Raw genomic sequence first — 21,886 nt, 5'->3', positions numbered from 1 at the left:
TCTCCTGACTATTTTTTATGGGATACGGCCAGCCCATCGTACAATCGCCGGCAGAAACAGTCATCGTGCGGATGCATGAAGAAATATGGTGCTTTATACGATGATTCCATGCAAATGCACAAGACGGACCACCCCATGCCGAATATTGACCTTCCCCTGGCGCAGGACATCGTCCAGCGCACCATGCACATCATTCCCTTCAGCGTCAACGTCATCGATGCGCGCGGCGTGATCCTGGCCAGCGGCGATCCGCAGCGCGTGGGCAACCTGCATCCGGGTGCGCAACTGGCGCTGGCCCGGCGCGCCAGCGTGGAAATCGGCGCGGCCGACATGGCCAGGCTGCCCGGCACGCGGGCCGGCATCAACCTGCCCCTGACCGTGCGCGGCGAGATTTGCGGCGTGCTGGGCCTGACGGGCGAGCCGGACGCCGTGCGCCAGTTCGGCGAACTGGTGCGGGCCATGGCGGAAATGATGCTGGAACAGGCGCGGCTGGTCAGCGAGTTGCAGCATGAAAAGCGCTACCGCGAGGAATTCGTGTTCCAGCTCGTCTACCGCACGGGCATTTCGGACGCCAGCATGCAGGCATGGGCGGCGCGCCTGGCGGTCGATTTACGCGTGCCGCGCGCCATGTTCGTGCTGGAAATACCGGATGCGGGCGAAGGCCCGGGCGAGCGGCTCGACCAGGTGCTGACGCAGCTGCAACAAGTGCAGTCCGACCTGTCGGCCCGCTGGCCCTCGCTGCTGATGGCCGTCGTCTCGCCGGGCGAACTGGTGCTGCTCGACGCCTTTCCCGCCAGCGGCCCGCAGCAGGCGCGCGCGGCGCAAGCCAGGCAGCGCCTGCTCGAACTGCACCAGGTGGCGCAGCAAGCGCTCGCGCCGCCCGCCACCCTGGCCATGGGCGTGGCCTTGCCGGGCCTCGATGGCGCCACGGCTTCATATGAATCGGCGAAGCAGACGGCGCGCGTGGGGCGCGCCCGCGATGGCGGGCACACTACTTTTTCTTATCTGGAACTGAGCCTGCCCGTGCTGCTGTCCGGCCTGCAAGCGGGTTGGCAGGCCGAGCAATTGCGCCAGACCCTGGCGCGCCTGCTGGCGCACGACCGCAAGTCGGGCACCCTGATGCGCACCCTGGCTACCTGGTTCCGCCACCACAGCCACCCGATGGCCACGGCCAGGGCACTGCACATCCACCGCAACACGCTCGATTACCGGCTGCAAAAGATCGCCGAATTGACGGGGCTGGACCTGGACGACACGGATGACCGCCTGCTGCTGTATGTCGCCCTGCAACTCAATTGACGCCCCCGTCTACAATGTCGGCTGACCGCACAACAGGAATAGCATGAACGACGCCACCGAATGGACCAGTCTTGCCCGCACTTTCGGGCTGTTTACCGTCACGGCCGTGGCCGAACTGCTGGGCTGCTACCTGCCCATGCTATGGCTGAGCAACAAGGGCAGCGCCTGGCTGCTGCTGCCGGCCGCCCTCAGCCTGCTGGTCTTCGTGTGGCTGCTGACCTTGCATCCGGCCGCCAGCGGCCGCGTGTATGCCACGTATGGCGCCATCTATATCGCCACGGCGCTGGGATGGCTGTGGCTGGTGGACGGTGTCACGCCGGCCTGGACCGACATCGCCGGCGTGGGCCTGGCCCTGGCCGGCGCCGCCGTCATTGCCATGGGGCACAAGGCGCAGTAATTACGCCGCATGCCGGCGGAAGTTCGTTTCCGCTGACCACGCCGCGCTGGCGCGGGCCAGCAGGACGGCTTCGCCATCGGCCAGCCAGTCGTCCGCATCGGCGATCTTCCACATGGCTTGCAGCAGCTGGCGGCGCAAGTCCGGCTCGGTGATTTCATCGAGCAGGCTGTCGATCACGCCATTGGCCAGCTGCACGGCGCCATGCACGGTCGACGTCAGCATGTCGTCGCACAGGTCTTGCAGCAATTGCTGGAAGGCGGCCGGCTCCAGGTCGATATGCTCGAGGATTTTGCTGCGGTGCATCGCTTGCAGCTCGGCACTGGCCAGGTTGCCATCGACCACCATCATCAGGGCCAGGATACGTCCCGCTGCCTGGGGACTGTTCATTGCATAGGTACGCATAGTTCACTTTCCATTGTCAGTTTAAAAAGCGCGCTCCGCCATTGCAGGGCGCGCGGTACGGCATTTACTTCTTGTCGCTGCGGGTGATGAACACGCTGGCCACGCAGCTCGACACGATCAGGACCGCCACCACCAGCAACGACGCTTCCACCGGCACGTGGTACCACGGCATGATCAGCATCTTGGCGCCGATGAACACCAGCACCATCGCCAGGCCATACTTGAGCATGTGGAAGCGGTCAGCCACGTCCACCAGCAGGAAGTACAGGGCACGCAATCCCATGATGGCGAACAGGTTCGACGTGAAGACGATGAACGGGTCCGTCGTGATGGCGAAAATCGCCGGGATCGAGTCCACCGCGAAGACCAGGTCCGTCACCTCGATCAGGATCAGCACTAGGAACAGCGGCGTGACATAGCGCAAGCCGCCCTTTGCCACGAAGAAACGCTCGCCGTGGTCGCCGTCGGCCACCCGCAAGTGGCGGCGGGCAAAGCGCAGCACGGGGTTGTTCGCCACGTCCGGTTCCGCATCGGCAGCCACCAGCATGCGCATCCCCGTTACCAGCAGGAAGGCGCCGAACAGGTACAGCACCCAGCTGAACTCGCTCACTACCCACGCACCGGCCATGATCATCACGGCGCGCATGACGATCGCGCCCAGCACGCCATAGATCAACACGCGGCGCTGGTACTGGATCGGTACCTGGAAGGCGCTGAAGATCAGCAGGAAGACGAACACGTTATCGACCGACAGGGCTTTCTCGATCAGGTAGCCGGAGAAAAATTCCAGCGCCTTCTGGTTGGCGATCTCGGGACCGGCCGTGCCGTTCAGGTACCACCACAGCCCGCCGTTGAACAGCAGGGCCAGGCTGACCCACACGAGCGACCACGTCGCCGCTTCCTTGACGCTGACCTTGTGCGCCTTGTTGCCGCCAAAGACGAACAAGTCCAGCGCCAGCATCACCAGGACAAAGGCGATGAAGCCAGCCCACATGGGTGCCGTCGCAATACTTTCCAGGCCGTTCATCGGCGGCCTCCGCAACTGTCTGTTTGTATCCAGAAGTCCATGACACTCTCCTTGCATGAATTGAGCAGCCATCATAGTCCGAATATAAACATCGAACAAATCGAATATAATTTAAGAATACATCGAAAAACTCGATGCATTAATCCGCCGGGAAAAACCATGTCGACACTCAACTTCAAGCACTTGCGCTATTTCTGGATGGTGGCCAAGACGGGCAGCATCGCGCGCGCGGCCGAGCAGCTGCACCTGACGCCGCAATCGATTTCCGGCCAGCTCAGCGAGTTTGCCGACACCCTGGGCGTGGAACTGTTCCGCCGCAGCGGGCGCCAGCTGGAATTGACGGACACGGGCCGGCGCATCCTCAGCCATGCCGAAAGCATTTTCAACACGGGCGATGAGTTGCTGGAAATCGTGCGCGACCAGTCGCGTACGACAACGACGACCTTCCGCGTGGGCTGCGCCGATTCCGTGTCAAAACTGATCGCCTGCCGCCTCGTGGAGCCGGCGCTGGGACTGGCCGAGCCGCTGCGCATCATTTGCCGCGAAGGCAGGCTGGCCAGCCTGCTGGCGGACCTGGCCGTGCACCGGCTCGACCTGATCATGGCGGACCGCCCCATGCCAGCCCACTTGAGCGTGCGCGGCTTTAACCATTTGCTCGGTGAAAGCGGCATGACCCTGTTCGGCACGCCAGCCCTGGCCGCCACGCTGAACGGCGGCTTCCCGCAATGCCTGGATGGCGCGCCGCTGCTGCTGCCCGGCGAAGACTTCGCCATCTACGGGCGCTTGCTGCAATGGCTCGGCGACAATAATTTGCACCCGCGCATCGTCGGCGAGTTCGACGACAGCGCCATGATGAAGGCCTTCGGCCAGTCCGGCGCCGGCCTGTTCTTCGCCCCTACCGTCATCGCGCCCCAGGTGTGCGAGCAATACGCCGTGGTGGCGCTGGGCCGGGTCGATAGCCTCGTCGAGCAGGTGTATGCGATCACCACGGAACGGCGCTTGCGCCACCCGGCCACCATCGCCATCAGCCAGAGCGCGCGGCGCGAGCTGTTCGTGTAAACCCGTTCAGCCGCTGACGGCGATCTTGCCCGGCTGCCCGCCCCGCTCCAGCAGCGCATGCGCGCGCCGCAAGGTGGCCGCGTTCATCGGCGACAAGCGCTGCCGCAGCGTATGGCGCAGCACGCCCTCGTCCAGCAGCCGCACCACGCGGTTCAGGATGCGGTGCTGCTCGATCATGTCTTCGGTGGCAAACAAAGGCCGCGTAAACACCATTTCCCAGTGCAAGGAGATGCTCTTGCCCTTCAGCGACGCCGCATCGAAAACATCGTGGTCGTCGATGACGGCCAGCTTGCCGTGCGGCGCGATGAGCTCCACCAGTTGCGCGATATGTTGCGCCGTGTGCGACAGCGCCGCGATATGGCGCACGGGCGCCACGTTCAATGCCGCCACCTGCGCCGACAACGGTTGTGTATGGTCGATCACGTGGTGCGCGCCCATGGCGCGGCACCAGTCGCCGCTGTCGCCGCGCGAGGCCGTGGCAATCACCGTAAAACCCGTCAGCTGGCGCGCCAGCTGGATCAGCAGCGAGCCGACGCCGCCCGCGCCGCCCAGCACCAACAGGCTGCCCCGCTCCTGCCTGTCGCCAGGCGCGATGGCAAAACGCTCGAACAGCAGCTGCCACGCCGTCAGCGCCGCCAGCGGCACGCTGGCCGCCTGCGCAAAGTCCAGGGTCGCCGGCATACGCCCCGCGATGCGCTCATCGACCAGGTGATATTCGGCATTCGCGCCCGCGCGGTCGAACGAACCCGCGTAATACACGGCTTGCCCCGGCGCGAACAGGGTCACTTCGCTGCCCACCGCATGCACGACGCCGGCCGCATCCCAGCCCAGAGTCGTGACGGCATCGGGTACCGTCACCAGCCCCGCGCGCACTTTGGTATCGAGCGGATTGACGCCGACGGCGCGCACCTGCACCAGCACGTCGCGCGGGCCGGGCACGGGCATCGGGCCTTCCATGTCGAACAGGCCGCCTTGTTCGTCCACACTGCTTCCTTTCTTGAAACCAATCATCTTCATTGCTTGCTCCAGCAGGTCAAAACCCCATGGTAAGCAGCCACGCGAGAAAGAGAAATATGCTTCAATGCGTTTCACACCTGACCAAACTGTCATGAATCATGCAAGACATCGATAATCTCTCCGGCGTGGCTCTGTTCGTGCAACTGGCGCAGGCGGGCAGCTTTGTCGCCGCCGCGCGCCAGGCCGGCATTTCGCCATCGGCCGTCAGCAAGAGCCTGGCCCGGCTCGAGCAGCGGCTGGGCACGCGCCTGTTCCAGCGCAGCACGCGTCAGCTGAGCCTGACGGCGGAAGGCAAGCTGTTCCTCGCGCGCAGCGAACGCATCCTGGCGGAAATGCAGGCGGCGCAGGAGGAACTGGCGGGCACGCTGGCGCCGCGCGGCCGCCTGCGCCTGGGCTTGCCGGAACTGGGCAGCGTTTTCCTGCCCGCGCTGGCTGATTTTTCCCAACGACACCCAGCCATCGCCCTCGACCTGGACTTTTCGGACGCGCTGGCCGATGTCGTCGGCGATGGTTTCGACGCCGTCATCCGCATCGGCGCACCGCGCGATTCGCGCCTGGCCGCCCGCAAGCTGGGCCAGTTCCGCTCCTGCCTCGTGGCCTCGCCCGCCTACTTGGCGCGCCACGGCACGCCCAGCCATCCCCTTGAACTGCAACAACATGCCTGCCTGCACTACCGCTTCCGCCACAGCGGCAAGGTCGAACAGTGGCAGCTGCGCCAGCAAGCCGAGGCGCCGACGCCGGATTTGCCACTGTCCATGGTCTGCAACAACGTCGAAGCGCGGCTGCACTTCGCCCGGCAAGGCCTGGGCATCGCCTGGCTGCCCGACTTTTATGTGCGCTCCGCCATCGACGACGGCAGCCTCATCGAAGTGCTGAGGGACTACGCAATCACCGGGCATCCGGCCCACAGTTGCTGGCTGCTGTGGCCATCCGGGCCGCACCTGGCGCCGAAAGTACGGGCGCTCGTCGATTTCCTGGCCGAAACAGACATACTGTTGTCAGCCGCCCACGGAAGATGAGGCTCAAATACATTTGAGCAAATACATCTATATAATGGCAAGTCTCCCCGACGCCCTGCGCGCCCCTTCCTGGACTTGCCGCAATGAAGCACTTGCACGATATTCCCTCTGCCTTCAAGCATGAATTTGCCAACCCGCGCCTGTGGTGGTCGCGCGCCGTCGTCGTCGGCATGGCCGCCATCGCGGGGCTCGTCGTCGTCGGTTTTACGTGGCTGGCGGAGGAAGCGCTGGACTTGTTTCTCTTTTTTAACGGCAAGGCCTGGTGGTTCGCCCTGCTGTGGACGCCGGCCTGCGCCGCCCTGCTCGTCTGGCTGACGCGCCGCTACGCGATGGGCGCGGCTGGTTCCGGCATCCCGCAAGTGATGGCGACGCTGGACCCGGCCGTGGCGCCCGAGCAGCGCTCGCTGTTCGTGTCGCTGAAACTCAGCGCCGCGAAAATCGTCCTGACGGCGGGCGGCTTGCTGGGCGGATTGTCGCTGGGGCGCGAAGGGCCGTCCGTGCAGATCGCCGCCGGCGTGATGCTGGCCGCGCGCCGCTGGCTGCCCCGTCACTCGCAGGTGAGCGCCCATTCCCTGCTGGTGGCCGGCGGCGCGGCCGGCATCGCGGCTGCCTTCAACACGCCGCTGGCCGGCGTCATGTTTGCCATCGAAGAATTGTCACGCTCGCCCGAGCAGCGCAACAGCGGCCTCATCGTCGCAGGTATCGTGCTGGCCGGCATGATGGCCGTGTCCATCCACGGCAACGCCACCCACTTCGGCATCATCCACCCGGGACCCATCGGCCTGGCGCTGGCCTTGCCGGGTTTACTCGTCACTCTGGTCGCGGGCGTGGCGGGCGGCCTGTTTGCGCGGCTGCTGCTGGCGTCCGCCCGGGGCAATCCGCTGGGAAAATTATCTGCGTGGAGAAAAGGCCGGCCCGTGCTGTTCGCCGCCGTCTGCGGTGTGCTGGTGGCGGCCATCGGCATCGCCAGCCATGGCGCCACGTTCGGCAGCGGCACCGTGGCCACGCGCGCCATGCTGGAAGGCTCGTCCGACGTGGCGCCCGCCTTTGTCGCCTTCAAATACGTGGCGACGTGGCTGACCGTGTGGTCGGGCGTGCCGGCAGGCATTTTCGCGCCCTCCTTGGCCATCGGCGCCGGCATCGGCCACGATATCGCCGTGCTGCTGCACTACCCCCATGCGCCCGCCCTGATCGCGCTGGGCATGGTCGGTTTCCTGGCAGCCGCCACGCAGGCGCCGCTGACGGCGTTTATCATTGTCATGGAAATGGTCGACGGCCACGGCATGGTGCTGAGCCTGATGGCCTGCGCCGTCGTGGCCAGCACAGTCTCGCGCGTGCTCAGCGAGCCGCTGTACGGGGCGCTGGCGCAGCTGCAGTTGCAACGGCTACCGCAAGCAGGCAGGGAAACTACATCGTAAACGGAAACGGCTGCATGCCCGCCTGCCTGTCATCGGGAGCGACGACGGCCAGCAAGGCACTCAAGCCCTGGTTCAGGTGGGCCAGGCTGGCGGCGTCCAGCTGGGCCAGGGCGCTGGGCAGCAAGCCGCGTGCCGGCTGCGGCGCGCCGGCGATCACGGCCTGCCCTTCCGCCGTCAGGGTCAGCGTGACCACGCGCTGGTCGGGCTGGTCGCGCGCCTTGCGCACATAGGATTTTTTCACCAGCGCCTCGACCAGGTTGCTGGCCGTCGTCTGGTGGATCGACATCTTGCCGGCCAGCTCGCCCATGCGCAGGCCCGGCCGCTCCAGCAATTCCTGCATCACCCACAATTGCGCGCCCGACACACCGCATTGCTTCTCGATCTGCGCCGAATGCCGCTGCGCCGCGCGCATGACGACGCGCATGTTTTGCAAGGCCATGCCCTGCGCCCTGGCTATCGCCGATACTTCCGCTTCCGCCACCATTGCCTCCAGTTATCCCGCCGGCTTCGCGCCTGCTGGCGGGCCGGAATCCGTACATGATACCTGCAATGGCGGGCGCCCTCCTACTGCCTATTGACCGGCAGACAGGTGCACTCCGGCCTGCCAAGTCTTCTCCCACACCTGTTTGCCCCGCTTATCCCAACGGCGCTCGATGCCGTGCTTCTTGCCGTGCTCATACGGCACAAGCTGCAGCAGACTGCCGTCGCTCGCCCAGACTTGCAGCAAGCCATGGCGCTGGCCATCGCGCATCGGAATGACCTTGGCGCGCACGCCGTTGTCATACCATTCCGTGACATCGCCCTGCTCGCGCCCCTGTGCGTCCTGCTGCCAGGCGATCGACGGCTTGCCGTTGCGGCTCCACTTCTGCATGCTCAGCAGCTTGCCCTTGCGGTACAGGGCCTTTTGCGCCAGTTGGCCATTGTCATGGCTTTCAAACGACCAGCCATCGGCTTCGCCATCCACCCAGACCTTGCGCGCGAGCACCTTGCCATCTTCGGCAAGCGTGAGGAATTCGCCATCCTGCTTGTCATTCATAAAATGACTGCGCTGGAACAGCTTGCCATCGGCGTAAAACACTTCCTGCAAGCCATGCATCTTGCCGCCTTTCAGGAAGGCGCGGCTGCTCATCCTGCCATTCGGCCCGTACGATACGTACTCGCCATCGGCCATCTGCTTGCCGTGGTAGCTGATACGGTTCATCAGCTGGCCATTTTCATGGTAATTCTCGGAGATGCTGTCGCGCCCGTTCGCCAGCACGGTTACGCGCTGCTTGACCTGCCCGTTTGCATAGAATGACGTGCTGCCCGTCAGTACATTGCCCTGGGCATCGAGCCGCTCATCGCGGGCCAGCTGTCCATTCGGGTAATACCACTTGCGCAAGTGGAGGAAGCTGGCCTGGCTCAGATCGGGGCCGCTGGCATAGGTTTCCAGCGCCACCGTGCCCGGTGCATAGGGGAACTCCAGCAGCACATGCCAGGCGCCCAGCACCTCGTCGCGCACGGGCGCCGTGCGCAGCGCATACGCGGCGTGGCGCACATCGCTCGCCGCATAGTCTTCGTCCAGATAGACGCTCTTGTCCTGCGCCTGCTGTTGCCCCTGTGCCGGAGCCTGCTCCTGCGCCGCCAGCGGCACCGCCGTCATGAGCGCAGCCAGCAGCACCAGGCGCATGGTCCGTCGATATGGCTGGCCGGTCCCAATATGGATGTTAGCCACTACTTCGCCGCCACCGGCTGGCCATCCTGCCACGCCTGTTCCAGCACCAGCTTGCCGGCCTTGTCCCACTGGCGCTCGATGCCGTGTTTCTTGCCGTGTTCATACAGCACGATCTGCCGCAGGCTGCCGTCGCTGTACCAGGTTTGCAGCAAGCCGTGGCGCTGACCTTTGACGAACGGGGTCACGCTGGCGCGCACGCCGTTGGCATGCCATTCCGTTGTATCGCCGTGGTCACGCCCCTGCGCATCTTTCTGCCACGCAAAAATGGGATGGCCATTCGCCCCCCACTTTTCCAGGCTGAGCACGGCACCTTTCCGGTACAGCGTCTTGTTCGACAGTTTTCCATTGCCATGGCTTTCAAACGACCAGCCATCGGGCTGGCCGTGCACCCAGACAGTCTTGGCCAGCACCTTGCCGTCCTCGGCATACGTGACAAACTCGCCCTCGCGCTGGCCATCGACATACCGCCCCTTCCGGAACAGCTTGCCATCGGCATAAAACGATTCCTGCACACCATCCATCTTGCCATTGCGTTGATACGAGCGGCTGCTGACGGCCCCGTTCGCGCCATACGACACGTGCTCGCCATCGGCCATCTCGTCGCCGTGATACAAGATGCGGCTCATCAGCTGGCCATTCTCGTGATACGTTTCCGAGATGCTGTCGCGCCCATTCGGCAGCGCCGTCACCTTCTGCTTGACCTGGCCGTTTTCAAAGTACACGCAGCCGCCGAGCAGCTCCTCGCCATGGTCATTGAAATAGGTTTCGCGCAGCAGCTGGCCATTCTCGTAGTAGTACTTGCGAAAGCGCACGAACTTCACCTGGCTCAAGTCCAGGTCGGTGGCATAGGTTTCAAAGGCCAGCACGCCCGGCGTGTCGGGAAATTCGAGCCGCACATGCCAGGCGCCCAGCGCCTCGTCGCGCACGGGCGGCGTACGCAGCGCATAGGTGGCGCGGCGCTGGTTGCTTGGCATAAAATTTTCATCCAGATACATAGTCTGGTCTTCCTCCTGTAGGGTTGGCGTTGGCGCTGCCTGCTGCTGCGCCGCCAGCGGCAAGGCTGCGCACAGCGCGGCGGCCAGCAGCCAGCGCATCGTTTGTCGATTTTTCATGTTGTTCCATTGTTCATGTTGCTTTGCGGCCACCATCATAAAGGCAAGCACCGTGCGCCATGGGCACGATTGCCGCCCCATGAAAAAAGGCCGGGACGGACCTGCTGGTCCGGCTCCGGCCCGGCGGATGCGCTGGCGCGCCACACCTCAGCCCACGCTGTCCTTGACGGGCGACAACTGGCTCGCATGCAGGCGCGCATACGCGCCGCCCTGCTGCAGCAAATCCCCATGGCTGCCCGATTCCACCAAGCGCCCGCCCTGCATGACGACGATGCGGTCGGCGCTTTCGATGGTCGACAAACGGTGCGCGATGACGATGGTGGTGCGGTTGCGCATCAGCACTTCCAGCGCGGCCTGCACCGAGCGCTCCGACTCCGTATCGAGCGCGCTGGTCGCTTCGTCCAGAAGCAAAATCGGCGCGTCCTTGTACAGGGCGCGCGCGATCGCCAGGCGCTGGCGTTGTCCGCCCGACAGGCGTGAACCGTTCTGCCCCGCCTGGGTGGAGTAGCCTTGCGGCAGTTGCATGATGAAGTCATGCGCATAGGCGGCGCGCGCCGACGCTTCGATGCGGGCCTGGTCCGGGGCCGGGTCGCCGTAGGCGATGTTCGCCGCCATCGTGTCGTTGAACAAAATCACATCCTGGCTGACGAGGGCGAACTGGCGCCGCAGGGCCAGCAAGGCGTAGTCGCGCACGTCGACGCCGTCGAGCAGGATCTGGCCGCCGCTGACGTCGTAGAAGCGCGGCAGCAGGCCCAGCAAGGTCGTCTTGCCGCCGCCGGAACCGCCCACCAGGGCCACCGTCTCGCCGGCGCGGATGTCGAGCGTGATATCGCTCAAGGCCGTGGGCGCATCGGGATCGTCGCTGTTGTAGCGGAACTGCACGTTCTGCAAGGACAAATTGCCCTGCACGGCCGCCGGGGCCACTGTGCCCGGGTCCGGTTCCAGCGGCGTATCGATCAGGCCGAAAACGGACTCGGCCGCCGCCAAACCCCGTTGCAGCGGCTCATTGATCTTCGTCAAATTCTTGATCGGCGACTGCATGGCCATCAAGGCGCCCATGAAGGCAACGAAGGCCCCTGGCGTGATGGCGCCGCTTTGCGCGCGCAGCATGGCGAAATAGATCACGGACGACAGGGTAATACCGACGAGCATCATGATGAAGCCGGAATTCATTGCCGACGTGGCCGCGTGCTTGACGGCCAGCTGGCGGTTGCGCTTGACGACGTCGACGAAGCGCGCCTGTTCGTAATCCTGGCCGCCGAAGATTTTCACGACGCGCTGGCCGGCGATGCTTTCGTCGAGCACGGACGTCAGCTCGCCCACGGCTTGCTGCGAACTCTTGCTTAAATGGCGCATGCGGCGTCCCGCCAGGGTCACGACGATGGCCACGATGGGCATCGACGCCATGCAGAACAGGGCCAGTTTCACGTCGATGCTGAACAGCAGGATCAAATAGCCGACGGTGGCGACGGAATCGCGCACCATCACGTTGAGCACGTTCAAGCCCGCCTGCGACACCTGACTGGCGTCGAAGGCCACGCGCGACTGCGTCAAACTGGTGGTGGTGGTGTCGAAGAAGCGGCTGGGAAGGCGCATGATGGTGGCGAACATTTTTTCGCGCAAATCGGCCTGCACCCGGCTCGATAGCCAGACGGAACCGTAATCGCCGGCAAAGCTCGACACCATGCGCAGCACGGCCAGGCCCAGGATGGTGGCGGGAATCACCCACAAGTCCACCTGCCCCGCCTGTGCCGGCAAGAAACGGTCGACCCAGCCCTGCAGCATGCCCATCACGCCGGACGCGGGCGCGACCTGCGTGCTGGCCGTCGTACGCATGGCGTCGACGACGTTTTGCAACTGGCGGATTAACAACACATCGGTGGCGGACGCCACGCCCACGGCCAGCAAGGTGGCGGCAACGATGGCGCCATAGCGGCGAAACTGGCCGGCCAGGCGGAAAAACAGGAGGCGACTTTGCTGCATGCAGGTGAGAAAAGTGAGGGTAAAGCGTGATTCTAACCGCTGCCAGACTTACCTAGAGGAAAGTCGCACCTTGCCGGTGCAGAACCGGCAAGGGAACAACACGGACGATCAGCTCTTCGCCACTTTCCACGCGGCCGTGCCGGCCTTGCAGACCTTCAGCTTGAGCGTCTGTTCCTGGCCCTTGGCGCTCAAGCCCACCTGCACCTTGCGGCACGTTTGCGCATCCGTTTTTTCCGTGTCGCTGGCCGTGATTTCGGCGGCGATGCGCACGGAATTGCGCAAGCCTTCATTACTCCATTGCACGGTTTCGCCATCCTTCTTGTCATTGAGCACGTCGGTGACGGCCTTGACGAAGACGGGCTTGTCGTTCTTGTTCAGGTAAGCCATCGGCGTATCGGCCAGGAAACCCAGGCCGACGGCGGAGGCGGAAGCGCTGAAGACGACGCTGCCGAAGATCAGGGCGGACAGCAAGGTGGCGGGACGAATACGCATGAAAAACTCCTAGTAAAAGTAAAAATCGGAACCGCCGGGGCGGCCCTTAGCCGGGATCCGCCGGCGAAATACCCACGGTCAGCAAGGCATCGATGCTGGGCACGAAATAGATCGCCGACGACAGCGCCGTGGAAAAATCCAGCAGCCTGTCCGTCTTGGTGACGCCATCATAGCCTACACCGTACATTTGCCGCAGCATGCCCATGGTCACCGTGATGTCCTTGCAAAAACCGACAAACATGACACCCGCCTCGCTGGCATTGGCGTAATTGGCATTGCGGCGCACGATATCGACTTCCTCGCCATCGCGGATGAACTGATTGCGGCCCACGTGGGAATCGACGGGCAGCGGCGACAATTCATGGCTGCCTGCCTTGGTGCGGCCCCACACCTGCTCCGCCGCGTGCACGGGCAAGGCGCGCAGGCGTTCCACGTCCATGCGCCATTTCTGCAGCAGCACGGTCGAGCCGCCCGCACCCGCCTCGCCGTCCGGAATGATGGCCACGCCGTTGGCACGAAACGGATTCGGATTGGCGACGCCGTCGGCAAAGCCGTCGAAGGTCACGTTATTGTGATACGGAAAACACACCTGCTCGCTGGCCAGCTCTGCAAACGGACTCAGCAAAGTGAGCGTCGTGCGCATGCTGTCGTACAGGTTGGCCGCGTTCGACTGCGTGATCCAGACCCAGAAATCGTGCTGGGTGGCCGGCGCCGTCTTGCCGTTGGCGCCCACCAGGTCGTGCGCGAACGACGCCATATTGTCCGGCACGCAGCCGGGGCAAGCGGCGCGCCACAGCTCGGGCTTGAATCCCAGCACCACATTGGCCGTGCCGCCCGTCAACTGATGGTGGCGGTTCAGGGTGGGATCGAGGATACCCGTGACTTCGGATTCCCACAGCTTGCCCAGCAGCTTGAACAACTGCCGCATATCGACGCCGGCCTTCACATTGAACTGCAAATGCACTTCGTCGCGCGCGACGACAGACAGCATGCTTTGTGGGATTGCCATCAAATGTTCCTTTTTTACTTTCTGTGTGGATATTAAACCAGAACTGCCGAACGACAGTTTCATTTCGACAACATGCGGTGGCCGCAGCCATACCGCCTCCATGAATTGGACGATAATGCAATGACGTAGAGCAAGAATCAAAGAATGGATACCAATGAAATTGTATGAAAAGCTCGTCAGCGAGATCGAGCAACTGGTGGCCAAGGGTGTGCTCTTGCCCGGCGAACGCATTCCCTCCGTGCGCCAGACCAGCCAGCAGCACAAGCTGAGCATCACCACGGTGCTGCGCGCCTACGTCAAGCTGGAAAGCATGGGCGTGATCGAAAGCCGGCCCCAGTCCGGCTACTTCGTGCGCCCGCGCGCCGGCGACGTACAGACCGCCGACCTGTGCATGCAGGCCTCCCAGCCCAGTCCCGTTCCGGCGGAAGTGCACGTCAGCCGCCTGGTGCTGTCGACATTGCGCTCGATTGGCTTGCACGATGCCATCCCGCTGGGCTCGCCCTACCCCGACCCGTCGCTGTTTCCCTGGGAACGCATCAACCAGTATGCGGGTGCCGTGGCGCGCCGCAACCGCGTGTGGAACATGACGGACGACCTGCCGCCGGGCAACCCGCAGCTGATCCGCGAAATCGCCCGCCGCTACATGGAAAACGGTCTGGCCGTCGATCCCGATGAAATCATCGTCACCGTGGGCGCCACGGAAGCGATCAACCTGTGCCTGCAAGCCGTGGCCAAGCCGGGCGATACCATCGCCGTCGAGTCGCCCACCTTCTATGCCATGCTGATGGCCGTCGAACGGCTGGGCATGAAGGTGGTGGAAGTGTCCACCGATCCGTACGACGGCATCAGCATCGAAGCGCTGGCCGACATCATGGCCCGGCAACCGATCGCCGCCGTCATGGTGATGCCGAACTTCCAGAATCCGCTGGGCTTCCAGATGTCCGACCAGCGCAAGCGCGCCCTGGTCCAGCTGCTGGAGCAGCACGACGTGCCCGCCATCGAAAACGGCGTCTACAACGAACTGTATTACGGCGACGCCCACCCGTCCTCGCTCAAGTCGTACGACCGCAAGGGCATGGTGCTGCACTGTTCCTCGTTTTCCAAGAGCCTCAGTTCCGCGCAGCGCGTGGGCTGGGCCCTGGCTGGGCGCTACCGGGGCAAGGTCGAGGAACTCAAATTCCTCAACACCCTGGCCACATCGTCGTTTCCGCAGCTGGCCATCGCCGAATACCTGCAAAACGATGGCTACGAACAGCATCTGCGCCGCACCCGCAAGGCCTATGCCCAGCAAGCGCGCATCATGGCTGCCGCCGTGCAGCGCTTCTTTCCTGCTGGCACGAAAATCTCGCACCCGCAGGGCGGCTACGTGCTGTGGGTGGAATTGCCCGGCGGCATAGACTCCATGCAGCTGTACCGGCGCGCGCTGGAATGCAAGATCACGGTGGGTCCGGGGCGCATGTTTTCCGTCAGCCAGGCCTACAAGCATTGCATCCGCCTCAACTACAGCTATCCGTGGAGTGTGGGCGTCGAGCAAGCCATTATCCTGCTCGGCAAACTGATCACCGAATTCCTGTAGATCACTCACCCGCCCACCAGCGACATGCGCACGGTGGGATACTGCTTGCGCCCGCCAAGCTGGGCCAGTGCACCGCGCACTTCCGAATAGCGGTCGCCACGCCGCTGCCAGTGCTGGCGCAGCAGGGTTTCCAGTTCTTGCCCGGAGTCAAGCCGGGGCCGCAGGTCGAGGCCGTCCTGGGCGAACAAACAAGTAAACAGCTTGCCGTCCGACGACACGCGCACCCTGCTGCAGTTGCCGCAGAACGGCTGCGACACGCTGGAAATAAAACCCACTTCGCCGCCGCCATCGAGGTAACGGTAGCGGCTGGCCGTCTCGTGCAGGACAGGCTTGCCTTCGCCCAGCGACACGAGGGGGAATTCGGCGGCGATCAGCGCGCGCGCCGCGTCAGACGTGACGACGTGCGTGCGCGACCAGGCGCCGATGCCGCCCACGTCCATGAATTCGATCAGGCGTAGGATCACGCCCGTGTGGCGGAAGCGGCGCGCCAGCGGCACGATCTGGCTGTCGTTGACGCCTTTCTGCACGACCATGTTGACCTTCACGGGGCTCAATCCCACGGCTTGCGCTACCTCGATCCCGTGCAGCACTTTCTCGACAGGAAAGTCGACGCCATTCATGCGCTGGAAAATACCGTTGTCCAGACTGTCGAGACTGACGGTGACCCGGTCCAGGCCAGCATCCTTCAGCGAACGCGCCTTGGCCGCCAGCAAGCTGCCATTCGTCGTCAGGGCGATGCTCACGGCGCGCCCGTCCGGCGTGGTGAGCCGCGCCAGCGACTCGATCAGTTGCTCCAGGTTCTTGCGCAGCAGCGGCTCGCCGCCCGTGATGCGGATTTTATTCACGCCGAGGCGCACGAAGGCGCGCGCCATCGTTTCGATCTGCGCGAAGGACAGGCGCTCGCTGGAGGGAAGAAACGGATAATCGCTCGGGTACAGCTCGGCCGGCATGCAATAGGTGCAGCGGAAATTGCACTGGTCGATGACGGAAATGCGCAAGTCCGTCAGGGGGCGGCCCAGCATGTCCACGCACGGCTCACTATGGTCTGGCTGCGGATACCTGATGGTGTTCATTGTGCTTCCCCTTGATGTGCGTTCGTCTGGAAGTAGCATAGGACGAAAGCAGGCACTCAAGGAGGTACAGTCCGGCGCCAGGCGATAGAGTACAGATTCGGCTTTACTCTCCTGGTGGCGCGAACATGCTGGCGCACAGCTCGGCGCCCGCCGTACTCAGCGAAGCGCTGCCGCCGCCACCCTCCGCCGTGGCAACGGTCACCAGTCCCGCGCTGGACAGCGCATTGAGCTGGCGCAGCAAAGTGCTCATCTGTACTCCTGCCCGCTTGGCCAGCTTGGCCAGCGACCACGGTTTTTCCGACGCCTCCTGCCGCGCTTGCCACAGCAGCGCCAGCAGGGCTATCAGTGCCGCGTCGACTCCCACTTCCTTGTCTTCCTTGTGCATGTTTTTCTCCTTGTCCACATCATAAATCACGGCCGGCGCCGGCGCGACCGGCATCGTCGTCTTGCCATCTGTACTCTGTTTTTTTAGCCGGAACTGTGCGCCTATGGGGCTGTCCGCCGCCCCTACCATGTGATTGTCCCATCGCATATCACCAGGAGAGTCATCATGAGCAAGCCAAAGTCCGACGCGCGCATCGCGCCCTACACCCATGCCGCGGCCGGTTGGGGTGCCCTCAAGTACGTGGCCATCAATCTGTTCAAGGAAAAAGTCAGCGCGGGCAATTACCGCTCGCTGTTCGAGCAAAACCAGCCCGATGGTTTCGACTGTCCCGGCTGCGCCTGGCCCGACCGCGAACACGCGTCGACGTTTGAATTCTGCGAAAACGGCGTCAAGGCCGTGGCCGCCGAATCGACGAGCAAGCGCGTGCGCCCCGAGTTTTTCCAGGAGCACACGGTCACCGAACTGATGGGGCAGTCAGACTATGATCTGGAGCAACATGGCCGTTTGACGGACCCCATGGTGTACGACGCCGCCAGCGACAAATACCAGGCCATTTCCTGGGACGACGCGTTCGCCCTCCTGGCGCACCACCTGCACGCGCTGGACGACCCGAACCAGGCCGCCTTCTACACATCGGGGCGCGCCAGCAACGAAGCGGCCTTCCTGTACCAGCTGTTCGTGCGCGCCTACGGCACCAACAATTTTCCTGATTGCTCCAACCTGTGCCACGAAGCGACGAGCCGTGGCTTGCCGGAAACGGTGGGCATCGGCAAGGGCACGGTGCTGCTCGACGACTTCGAGCATGCGGACACCCTGCTGCTGTTCGGCCAGAATCCGGCCACCAACCATCCGCGCATGCTGGGCGAACTGCGCGAAGCATCGCGCCGTGGCGCCACCATTGTTTCCATCAACCCATTGCACGAACGGGGCCTGGAGCGCTTCACGAGTCCGCAGCATCCGCTGGAAATGCTGACGGGCGGCAGCACGAACATCTGCTCGCTGTTCATCTGCCCGACCCTGGGTGGCGACTTCGCGCTGATCAAGGCCATGGCCAAGCGCGTCGTCGAGCTCGATGACGAGGCCATCGCCCACGGCCAGGAGCGCGTGCTCGACTGCGCCTTCATCGCCGAACACACGACGGGCCTCGACGCGTTCGCGGCCGACCTGCGCGCGGAAAGCTGGGATTTGCTGCTGGCCGAATCGGGCGTGGCGCGCGACAAGATCGAAGAGCTCACGCAGATCTATGTGAAAGGCAAGGCCGTCATCGCCACCTGGGGCATGGGCGTGACGCAGCACAAGAACTCGCTGGCCACCGTGCAAATCCTGTCGAACTTGATGATGATGCGCGGCAATATCGGCAAGCGCGGCGCGGGCCTGTGTCCCGTGCGCGGCCACTCGAACGTGCAGGGCGACCGCACCATGGGCATCGAGGAACAGCCGACCAAGGAATTCCTCGACCGCCTGGGCCTCGTCTTCAACTTCGAGCCGCCGCGCCACCACGGCTACGACGCCGTCGGCACCATCGCGGCCATGCTGGAAAAGAAAGTCAAAGTATTTGTGGCGCTCGGCGGCAACTTCTCGATGGCCACGCCGGACACGCCGCGCACGTGGGGCGCGCTGCGCTCGTGCGACCTGACCGTGCACATCGCCACCAAGCTCAACCGCAGCCACCTCGTGCATGGCAAGGATGCGCTGATCCTGCCCACCCTGGGCCGCACGGAGATCGACGTGCAGGAAGGCGTGGCGCAAGGCGTGACGGTGGAAGACTCGATGAGCATGGTGCACATCTCGTTCGGCATGAACCAGCCCGCCTCGCCCAATCTGCGTTCGGAAATCGCCATCGTGGCCGGCATGGCGCAAGCGACCGTGGGCAGCGAAAAGATCGACTGGCTGCGCTATGCCGGCAACTATGCGCTGCTGCGCGACTCCATCGAGCAAGTATTCGATGACTTTTTCGACTACAACTTGCGCATAGCCAAGCCGGGCGGTTTCCACCTGAAAATCGCCTCGCGCGAACGGGTATGGAAGACGGACAGCGGCAAGGCGCAATTCATCGTCAACGCCGTGGAACTGGACACGCCGATCCACCGTGCGCGCCAGCAATATGGCGAGCGCCTGATGGTGCTGATGACCACGCGTTCGCACGACCAGTACAACACGACGATCTACGCCATGGACGATCGCTACCGCGGCGTGTTCGGCCAGCGCCGCGTGGTCTTCATCAACAAGGACGACCTGGCCATGCTGGGCTTTGCGGCCGGCGACTGGGTCGACCTGATCGGCGTGTGGCATGACGGCATCGAACGCCGCACCGACCGCTTCCTGCTGGTCGAGTACGACATCCCGCGCGGCTGCATCGGCGCCTACTACCCGGAAACCAATCCGCTGGTGCCGCTCGACAGCGTGGGCGAAGGTTCGCGCACGCCGACCTTCAAATCCATCCCCGTGCTGCTGTCGCCTTCGGCCGCCCTCAGCTGATCAGGAGAACGCCATGTTCGGTTTCGATACCCTGGACCTGTCGCGCGCGCAATTTGCGATGACGGCCATCTTCCACATCCTGTGGCCCATATTGACGATCAGCCTGTCGCTGTTCCTGTTCGTTGTCGAGGCGCTGTGGCTGCGCACCAGCGACCCCGTCTACTATCGCCACGCGCGCTTCTGGAGCAAGCTGCTGGTGCTGAACTTTGCCGTCGGCGTCGTCAGCGGCATTCCCCTGGAATTCCAGTTCGGCACCAACTGGGCGCCGTTCTCGCACCACTCGGGCCAGTTCATCGGCAACATCCTCGGCTTCGAGGGCGCCATGGCCTTTATGCTGGAAGCGGGCTTCATCGGCGTCATGATGTTCGGCTGGGGCCGCGTACCGAAAGGCGTGCACCTGTTTGCCACCGGCATGGTGGCGCTCGGCTCCAGCATTTCCTCGTTCTGGATCATGGTCGCCAATTCCTGGATGCAGACGCCGGCCGGCGTGCGCGTGGTCGACGGCAAGATCATCGTCACCGATTACGTGGCCGCCATCTTCAATCCCGACATGGCCTGGGCCGTGGGCCACATGTGGGTGGCCGCCGTGGAAACGGGCTTGTTCGTCATCGCCGGTATTTCCGCCTGGTATATGTTCAAGCGCCGCGAACCGGCCTTCTTCGCCCGCTCGTTCAAGCTGGCGCTGATGCTGCTGCTCATCATCGCGCCGTTGCAGGTCTGGCTCGGCGATTCGAGCGGCGTCGATGTTTTCAAGACCCAGCCCGCCAAGGGTGCGGCCATCGAAGGCCACTGGCACACGAACCGCGATGGTGAAGGCGCGGCCTGGTCCTTGCTGGCCTGGCCCAACCAGCTTGAACAAAAGAATGACTGGTCGATCGAAGTGCCCGGCATGCTCAGCGTGATCGCCACGCATAGCGCCACGGGCAAGATCACGGGCCTGGCCGACATCGCCCGCGAAGACCAGCCGCCCATGCTGCCGCTGCTGTACTACGCGTTTCGCGCCATGGCCGGCATCGGCATGTGGTTCGTGCTGCTGTCGTTCTGGACCTTCGTGGTCTGGCGCAAGGCGGGCGGACGGGTGGAAGAGTTCGTACGCAACCGAAAGCTGCTGCTGGCCTGGGTGCTGACAATACCGCTGCCCTACATCGCCGTCGAGTGCGGCTGGATCGTGCGCGAAGTGGGACGCCAGCCGTGGGTCGTGTACGGCCTGCTGCGCACGCGCGACGCCGTCTCCGACGTGGCGGCCCATGCCGTGGCCGGCAGCATGCTGATGTTCTTCGTGTTTTACATCGTGCTGTTCGTCACTTTCTTTGTGTTTGCCAAGAAATGGCTGCAACAAGGCCCGGACGTGGCACTGCCGCTGCCGGACGCTGCCCATGCCGTTGGGTATTGAAATGCGCCACTACCAATCAAGGAGTTTGTAATGGAGATGAATTCGCATGCCATGCTGGGCAATGCCTGGTTCGGACTGATCGGCCTGATGCTGATCTTTTACGTGGTCACGGACGGCTTCGACCTGGGCGTGGGCATCCTCAGCCTGTTCACCCGCCGCGAGCAGGAACGCAACCTGATCTTCCAGTCTATCGAGCACGTGTGGGACGCCAACGAGACCTGGCTGGTCGTAGTGGGCGGCGCCCTGTTCGGCGCCTTCCCCAGCGCCTACGCCACCTTGCTGGAACAGCTGTACATTCCCATCATGCTGCTGATCGCCAGCCTGATCATGCGCGGTGCCTCGATCGAGTTCCGCCATGCGGCCGGCAACAAGCGCCTGTGGGACGTGATCTTCGGCGTGGGCAGCCTGCTGGCCGCCGTGGCGCAAGGCGTGGTGCTGGGCGAGGTCATCACGGGCTTGCAGCCGGGCTGGCTGAGCGGCATCTTCACGGCCTGCACGGCGCTGGGCGTGGTGGCCGGCTATTGCCTGCTGGGCAGCACTTACCTGATCAAGAAGACGGGCGGCCAGCTGGAAGCGGCGGCGCGCCGCTATGCGACGGCCAGCGTGCTGGCGACTGTCGCGGCCGCCATCGTGCTGTCGGCCGGCACCATGGTCTTCAGTGCCATCGGCCACGACCGCTGGGCGCAGCCGGGCGTATTCGGCGTGCTGCTGGCCCTGGCCGCCATCGCCGCCAGCGCTTTTATTTACATCCTGTGGGCCGTGCACGTGAACGGCGTGCGCGGCCCGTTCCGCGGCGCCATCGTGCTGTTCCTGGCCTCGTTCGCGGGCCTGGCCATCAGCTTTTTCCCCGACCTCGTACCGGGCAAGCTGAGCATCGCGGCGGCCGCCTCGGATGAGCCGACCCTGATCTTCATGCTCATCGGCATGGGTGCCATGCTGCCGATCATGATCGGCTACAACCTGTTCCAATACTACGTCTTCGAGGGCAAAGTCGTGCCCCGGAAACATTAACCGGCATCACGGCATGCGTCTT

At 63.9% G+C, this 21,886-nt stretch carries 20 protein-coding genes; 9 read left to right on the top strand and 11 right to left on the bottom strand.

The window, feature by feature from the left end:
* Window positions 1–135: 135 nt before the first annotated feature.
* Complete coding sequence (locus tag SKZ59_RS24785) at window positions 136–1,299, top strand: sugar diacid recognition domain-containing protein (protein ID WP_319993259.1); 1,164 nt, start codon at window positions 136–138, stop codon at window positions 1,297–1,299.
* 43 nt (window positions 1,300–1,342) lie between these two features.
* The gene (locus SKZ59_RS24780) at window positions 1,343–1,696 is read left to right on the top strand and encodes a YnfA family protein (RefSeq protein WP_319993258.1); all 354 of its coding nucleotides are present in this window, start codon (window positions 1,343–1,345) and stop codon (window positions 1,694–1,696) included.
* Here SKZ59_RS24780 and SKZ59_RS24775 read toward each other — a convergent pair whose 3' ends face one another.
* Together SKZ59_RS24775 and SKZ59_RS24770 are read right to left on the bottom strand one after the other, a co-directional pair.
* Window positions 1,697–2,098: a TerB family tellurite resistance protein gene (locus tag SKZ59_RS24775; RefSeq protein ID WP_034759008.1), complete on the bottom strand. Its 402-nt coding sequence runs from the start codon at window positions 2,096–2,098 to the stop codon at window positions 1,697–1,699.
* A 64-nt stretch (window positions 2,099–2,162) separates the two neighbouring features.
* The gene (locus SKZ59_RS24770; protein ID WP_072456397.1) at window positions 2,163–3,125 is read right to left on the bottom strand and encodes a TerC family protein; all 963 of its coding nucleotides are present in this window, start codon (window positions 3,123–3,125) and stop codon (window positions 2,163–2,165) included.
* A gap of 159 nt (window positions 3,126–3,284) precedes the next feature.
* Here SKZ59_RS24770 and nhaR point away from each other — a divergent pair, with 159 nt between their 5' ends.
* On the top strand, window positions 3,285–4,184 hold the full coding sequence (gene nhaR, locus SKZ59_RS24765; RefSeq protein ID WP_319993257.1) for a transcriptional activator NhaR: 900 nt from the start codon (window positions 3,285–3,287) through the stop codon (window positions 4,182–4,184).
* A gap of 6 nt (window positions 4,185–4,190) precedes the next feature.
* On the opposite strand, the gene SKZ59_RS24760 is transcribed toward nhaR, so the two are convergent.
* Window positions 4,191–5,201 carry a zinc-binding alcohol dehydrogenase family protein gene (locus tag SKZ59_RS24760; RefSeq protein WP_413774597.1) on the bottom strand — a complete coding sequence of 337 codons (1,011 nt, stop codon included), beginning with the start codon at window positions 5,199–5,201 and terminating at the stop codon, window positions 4,191–4,193.
* Window positions 5,202–5,299: 98 nt separating this feature from the next.
* Between SKZ59_RS24760 and SKZ59_RS24755 the strand changes: the two genes are divergently transcribed.
* Together SKZ59_RS24755 and SKZ59_RS24750 are read left to right on the top strand one after the other, a co-directional pair.
* On the top strand, window positions 5,300–6,220 hold the full coding sequence (locus tag SKZ59_RS24755) for a LysR family transcriptional regulator (RefSeq protein WP_319993256.1): 921 nt from the start codon (window positions 5,300–5,302) through the stop codon (window positions 6,218–6,220).
* Between the two features lie 83 nt (window positions 6,221–6,303).
* On the top strand, window positions 6,304–7,638 hold the full coding sequence (locus tag SKZ59_RS24750; RefSeq protein ID WP_319993255.1) for a chloride channel protein: 1,335 nt from the start codon (window positions 6,304–6,306) through the stop codon (window positions 7,636–7,638).
* On the opposite strand, the gene SKZ59_RS24745 is transcribed toward SKZ59_RS24750, so the two are convergent.
* The 6 genes from SKZ59_RS24745 to SKZ59_RS24720 form a co-directional block, all read right to left on the bottom strand.
* Window positions 7,628–8,077, bottom strand: coding sequence for a MarR family winged helix-turn-helix transcriptional regulator (locus SKZ59_RS24745; RefSeq protein ID WP_235194348.1), 450 nt, complete (start codon window positions 8,075–8,077; stop codon window positions 7,628–7,630). The genes SKZ59_RS24750 and SKZ59_RS24745 overlap by 11 nt on opposite strands.
* Before the next feature lie 132 nt (window positions 8,078–8,209).
* Window positions 8,210–9,307: a toxin-antitoxin system YwqK family antitoxin gene (locus SKZ59_RS24740; protein ID WP_319993254.1), complete on the bottom strand. Its 1,098-nt coding sequence runs from the start codon at window positions 9,305–9,307 to the stop codon at window positions 8,210–8,212.
* A 44-nt stretch (window positions 9,308–9,351) separates the two neighbouring features.
* On the bottom strand, window positions 9,352–10,464 hold the full coding sequence (locus SKZ59_RS24735) for a toxin-antitoxin system YwqK family antitoxin (protein ID WP_319993253.1): 1,113 nt from the start codon (window positions 10,462–10,464) through the stop codon (window positions 9,352–9,354).
* Between the two features lie 147 nt (window positions 10,465–10,611).
* Window positions 10,612–12,447, bottom strand: a complete 1,836-nt coding sequence (gene msbA, locus SKZ59_RS24730; RefSeq protein WP_070304123.1) for a lipid A export permease/ATP-binding protein MsbA — start codon at window positions 12,445–12,447, stop codon at window positions 10,612–10,614.
* A gap of 108 nt (window positions 12,448–12,555) precedes the next feature.
* Window positions 12,556–12,939 carry a hypothetical protein gene (locus tag SKZ59_RS24725; protein WP_046682396.1) on the bottom strand — a complete coding sequence of 128 codons (384 nt, stop codon included), beginning with the start codon at window positions 12,937–12,939 and terminating at the stop codon, window positions 12,556–12,558.
* 46 nt (window positions 12,940–12,985) lie between these two features.
* Entirely contained in the window at window positions 12,986–13,948 is a 963-nt protein-coding gene (locus tag SKZ59_RS24720) for a Dyp-type peroxidase (RefSeq protein WP_319993252.1), read from the bottom strand.
* Window positions 13,949–14,102: 154 nt separating this feature from the next.
* Here SKZ59_RS24720 and SKZ59_RS24715 point away from each other — a divergent pair, with 154 nt between their 5' ends.
* Entirely contained in the window at window positions 14,103–15,524 is a 1,422-nt protein-coding gene (locus SKZ59_RS24715) for a PLP-dependent aminotransferase family protein (protein WP_070304125.1), read from the top strand.
* Between the two features lie 5 nt (window positions 15,525–15,529).
* On the opposite strand, the gene moaA is transcribed toward SKZ59_RS24715, so the two are convergent.
* Window positions 15,530–16,597 carry a GTP 3',8-cyclase MoaA gene (gene moaA, locus SKZ59_RS24710; protein WP_139143443.1) on the bottom strand — a complete coding sequence of 356 codons (1,068 nt, stop codon included), beginning with the start codon at window positions 16,595–16,597 and terminating at the stop codon, window positions 15,530–15,532.
* A gap of 103 nt (window positions 16,598–16,700) precedes the next feature.
* On the bottom strand, window positions 16,701–16,982 hold the full coding sequence (locus tag SKZ59_RS24705) for a helix-turn-helix domain-containing protein (RefSeq protein WP_070304164.1): 282 nt from the start codon (window positions 16,980–16,982) through the stop codon (window positions 16,701–16,703).
* Window positions 16,983–17,147: 165 nt separating this feature from the next.
* On the opposite strand from SKZ59_RS24705, the gene SKZ59_RS24700 reads away from it, so the two are divergent.
* From SKZ59_RS24700 to SKZ59_RS24690, 3 genes are read left to right on the top strand one after another with little or no spacing between them, the layout of a single operon-like run.
* On the top strand, window positions 17,148–19,460 hold the full coding sequence (locus SKZ59_RS24700) for an FdhF/YdeP family oxidoreductase (protein WP_319993251.1): 2,313 nt from the start codon (window positions 17,148–17,150) through the stop codon (window positions 19,458–19,460).
* Between the two features lie 13 nt (window positions 19,461–19,473).
* Complete coding sequence (locus SKZ59_RS24695; protein WP_070304128.1) at window positions 19,474–20,853, top strand: cytochrome ubiquinol oxidase subunit I; 1,380 nt, start codon at window positions 19,474–19,476, stop codon at window positions 20,851–20,853.
* Window positions 20,854–20,883: 30 nt separating this feature from the next.
* Entirely contained in the window at window positions 20,884–21,864 is a 981-nt protein-coding gene (locus SKZ59_RS24690; RefSeq protein WP_319993250.1) for a cytochrome d ubiquinol oxidase subunit II, read from the top strand.
* The last annotated feature ends 22 nt before the right edge of the window (window positions 21,865–21,886 follow it).

Origin of the sequence: Janthinobacterium sp. GMG2, from assembly GCF_033949445.1 — a bacterium.
In the GTDB taxonomy this organism is placed as follows: Bacteria; Pseudomonadota; Gammaproteobacteria; order Burkholderiales; family Burkholderiaceae_D; genus Janthinobacterium; species Janthinobacterium aestuarii.
This window is presented reverse-complemented; position numbering and strand designations above follow the sequence as displayed.

Coding starts and splice junctions, on each gene's coding strand:
- SKZ59_RS24785 (WP_319993259.1), top strand. CDS start 136: ATGCCGAATATTGACCTTCCCCTGGCGCAGGACATCGTCCAGCGCACC.
- SKZ59_RS24780 (WP_319993258.1), top strand. CDS start 1,343: ATGAACGACGCCACCGAATGGACCAGTCTTGCCCGCACTTTCGGGCTG.
- SKZ59_RS24775 (WP_034759008.1), bottom strand. CDS start 2,098: ATGCGTACCTATGCAATGAACAGTCCCCAGGCAGCGGGACGTATCCTG.
- SKZ59_RS24770 (WP_072456397.1), bottom strand. CDS start 3,125: ATGAACGGCCTGGAAAGTATTGCGACGGCACCCATGTGGGCTGGCTTC.
- nhaR (WP_319993257.1), top strand. CDS start 3,285: ATGTCGACACTCAACTTCAAGCACTTGCGCTATTTCTGGATGGTGGCC.
- SKZ59_RS24760 (WP_413774597.1), bottom strand. CDS start 5,201: ATGAAGATGATTGGTTTCAAGAAAGGAAGCAGTGTGGACGAACAAGGC.
- SKZ59_RS24755 (WP_319993256.1), top strand. CDS start 5,300: ATGCAAGACATCGATAATCTCTCCGGCGTGGCTCTGTTCGTGCAACTG.
- SKZ59_RS24750 (WP_319993255.1), top strand. CDS start 6,304: ATGAAGCACTTGCACGATATTCCCTCTGCCTTCAAGCATGAATTTGCC.
- SKZ59_RS24745 (WP_235194348.1), bottom strand. CDS start 8,077: ATGGCCTTGCAAAACATGCGCGTCGTCATGCGCGCGGCGCAGCGGCAT.
- SKZ59_RS24740 (WP_319993254.1), bottom strand. CDS start 9,307: ATGCGCCTGGTGCTGCTGGCTGCGCTCATGACGGCGGTGCCGCTGGCG.
- SKZ59_RS24735 (WP_319993253.1), bottom strand. CDS start 10,464: ATGAAAAATCGACAAACGATGCGCTGGCTGCTGGCCGCCGCGCTGTGC.
- msbA (WP_070304123.1), bottom strand. CDS start 12,447: ATGCAGCAAAGTCGCCTCCTGTTTTTCCGCCTGGCCGGCCAGTTTCGC.
- SKZ59_RS24725 (WP_046682396.1), bottom strand. CDS start 12,939: ATGCGTATTCGTCCCGCCACCTTGCTGTCCGCCCTGATCTTCGGCAGC.
- SKZ59_RS24720 (WP_319993252.1), bottom strand. CDS start 13,948: ATGGCAATCCCACAAAGCATGCTGTCTGTCGTCGCGCGCGACGAAGTG.
- SKZ59_RS24715 (WP_070304125.1), top strand. CDS start 14,103: ATGAAATTGTATGAAAAGCTCGTCAGCGAGATCGAGCAACTGGTGGCC.
- moaA (WP_139143443.1), bottom strand. CDS start 16,597: ATGAACACCATCAGGTATCCGCAGCCAGACCATAGTGAGCCGTGCGTG.
- SKZ59_RS24705 (WP_070304164.1), bottom strand. CDS start 16,982: ATGCACAAGGAAGACAAGGAAGTGGGAGTCGACGCGGCACTGATAGCC.
- SKZ59_RS24700 (WP_319993251.1), top strand. CDS start 17,148: ATGAGCAAGCCAAAGTCCGACGCGCGCATCGCGCCCTACACCCATGCC.
- SKZ59_RS24695 (WP_070304128.1), top strand. CDS start 19,474: ATGTTCGGTTTCGATACCCTGGACCTGTCGCGCGCGCAATTTGCGATG.
- SKZ59_RS24690 (WP_319993250.1), top strand. CDS start 20,884: ATGGAGATGAATTCGCATGCCATGCTGGGCAATGCCTGGTTCGGACTG.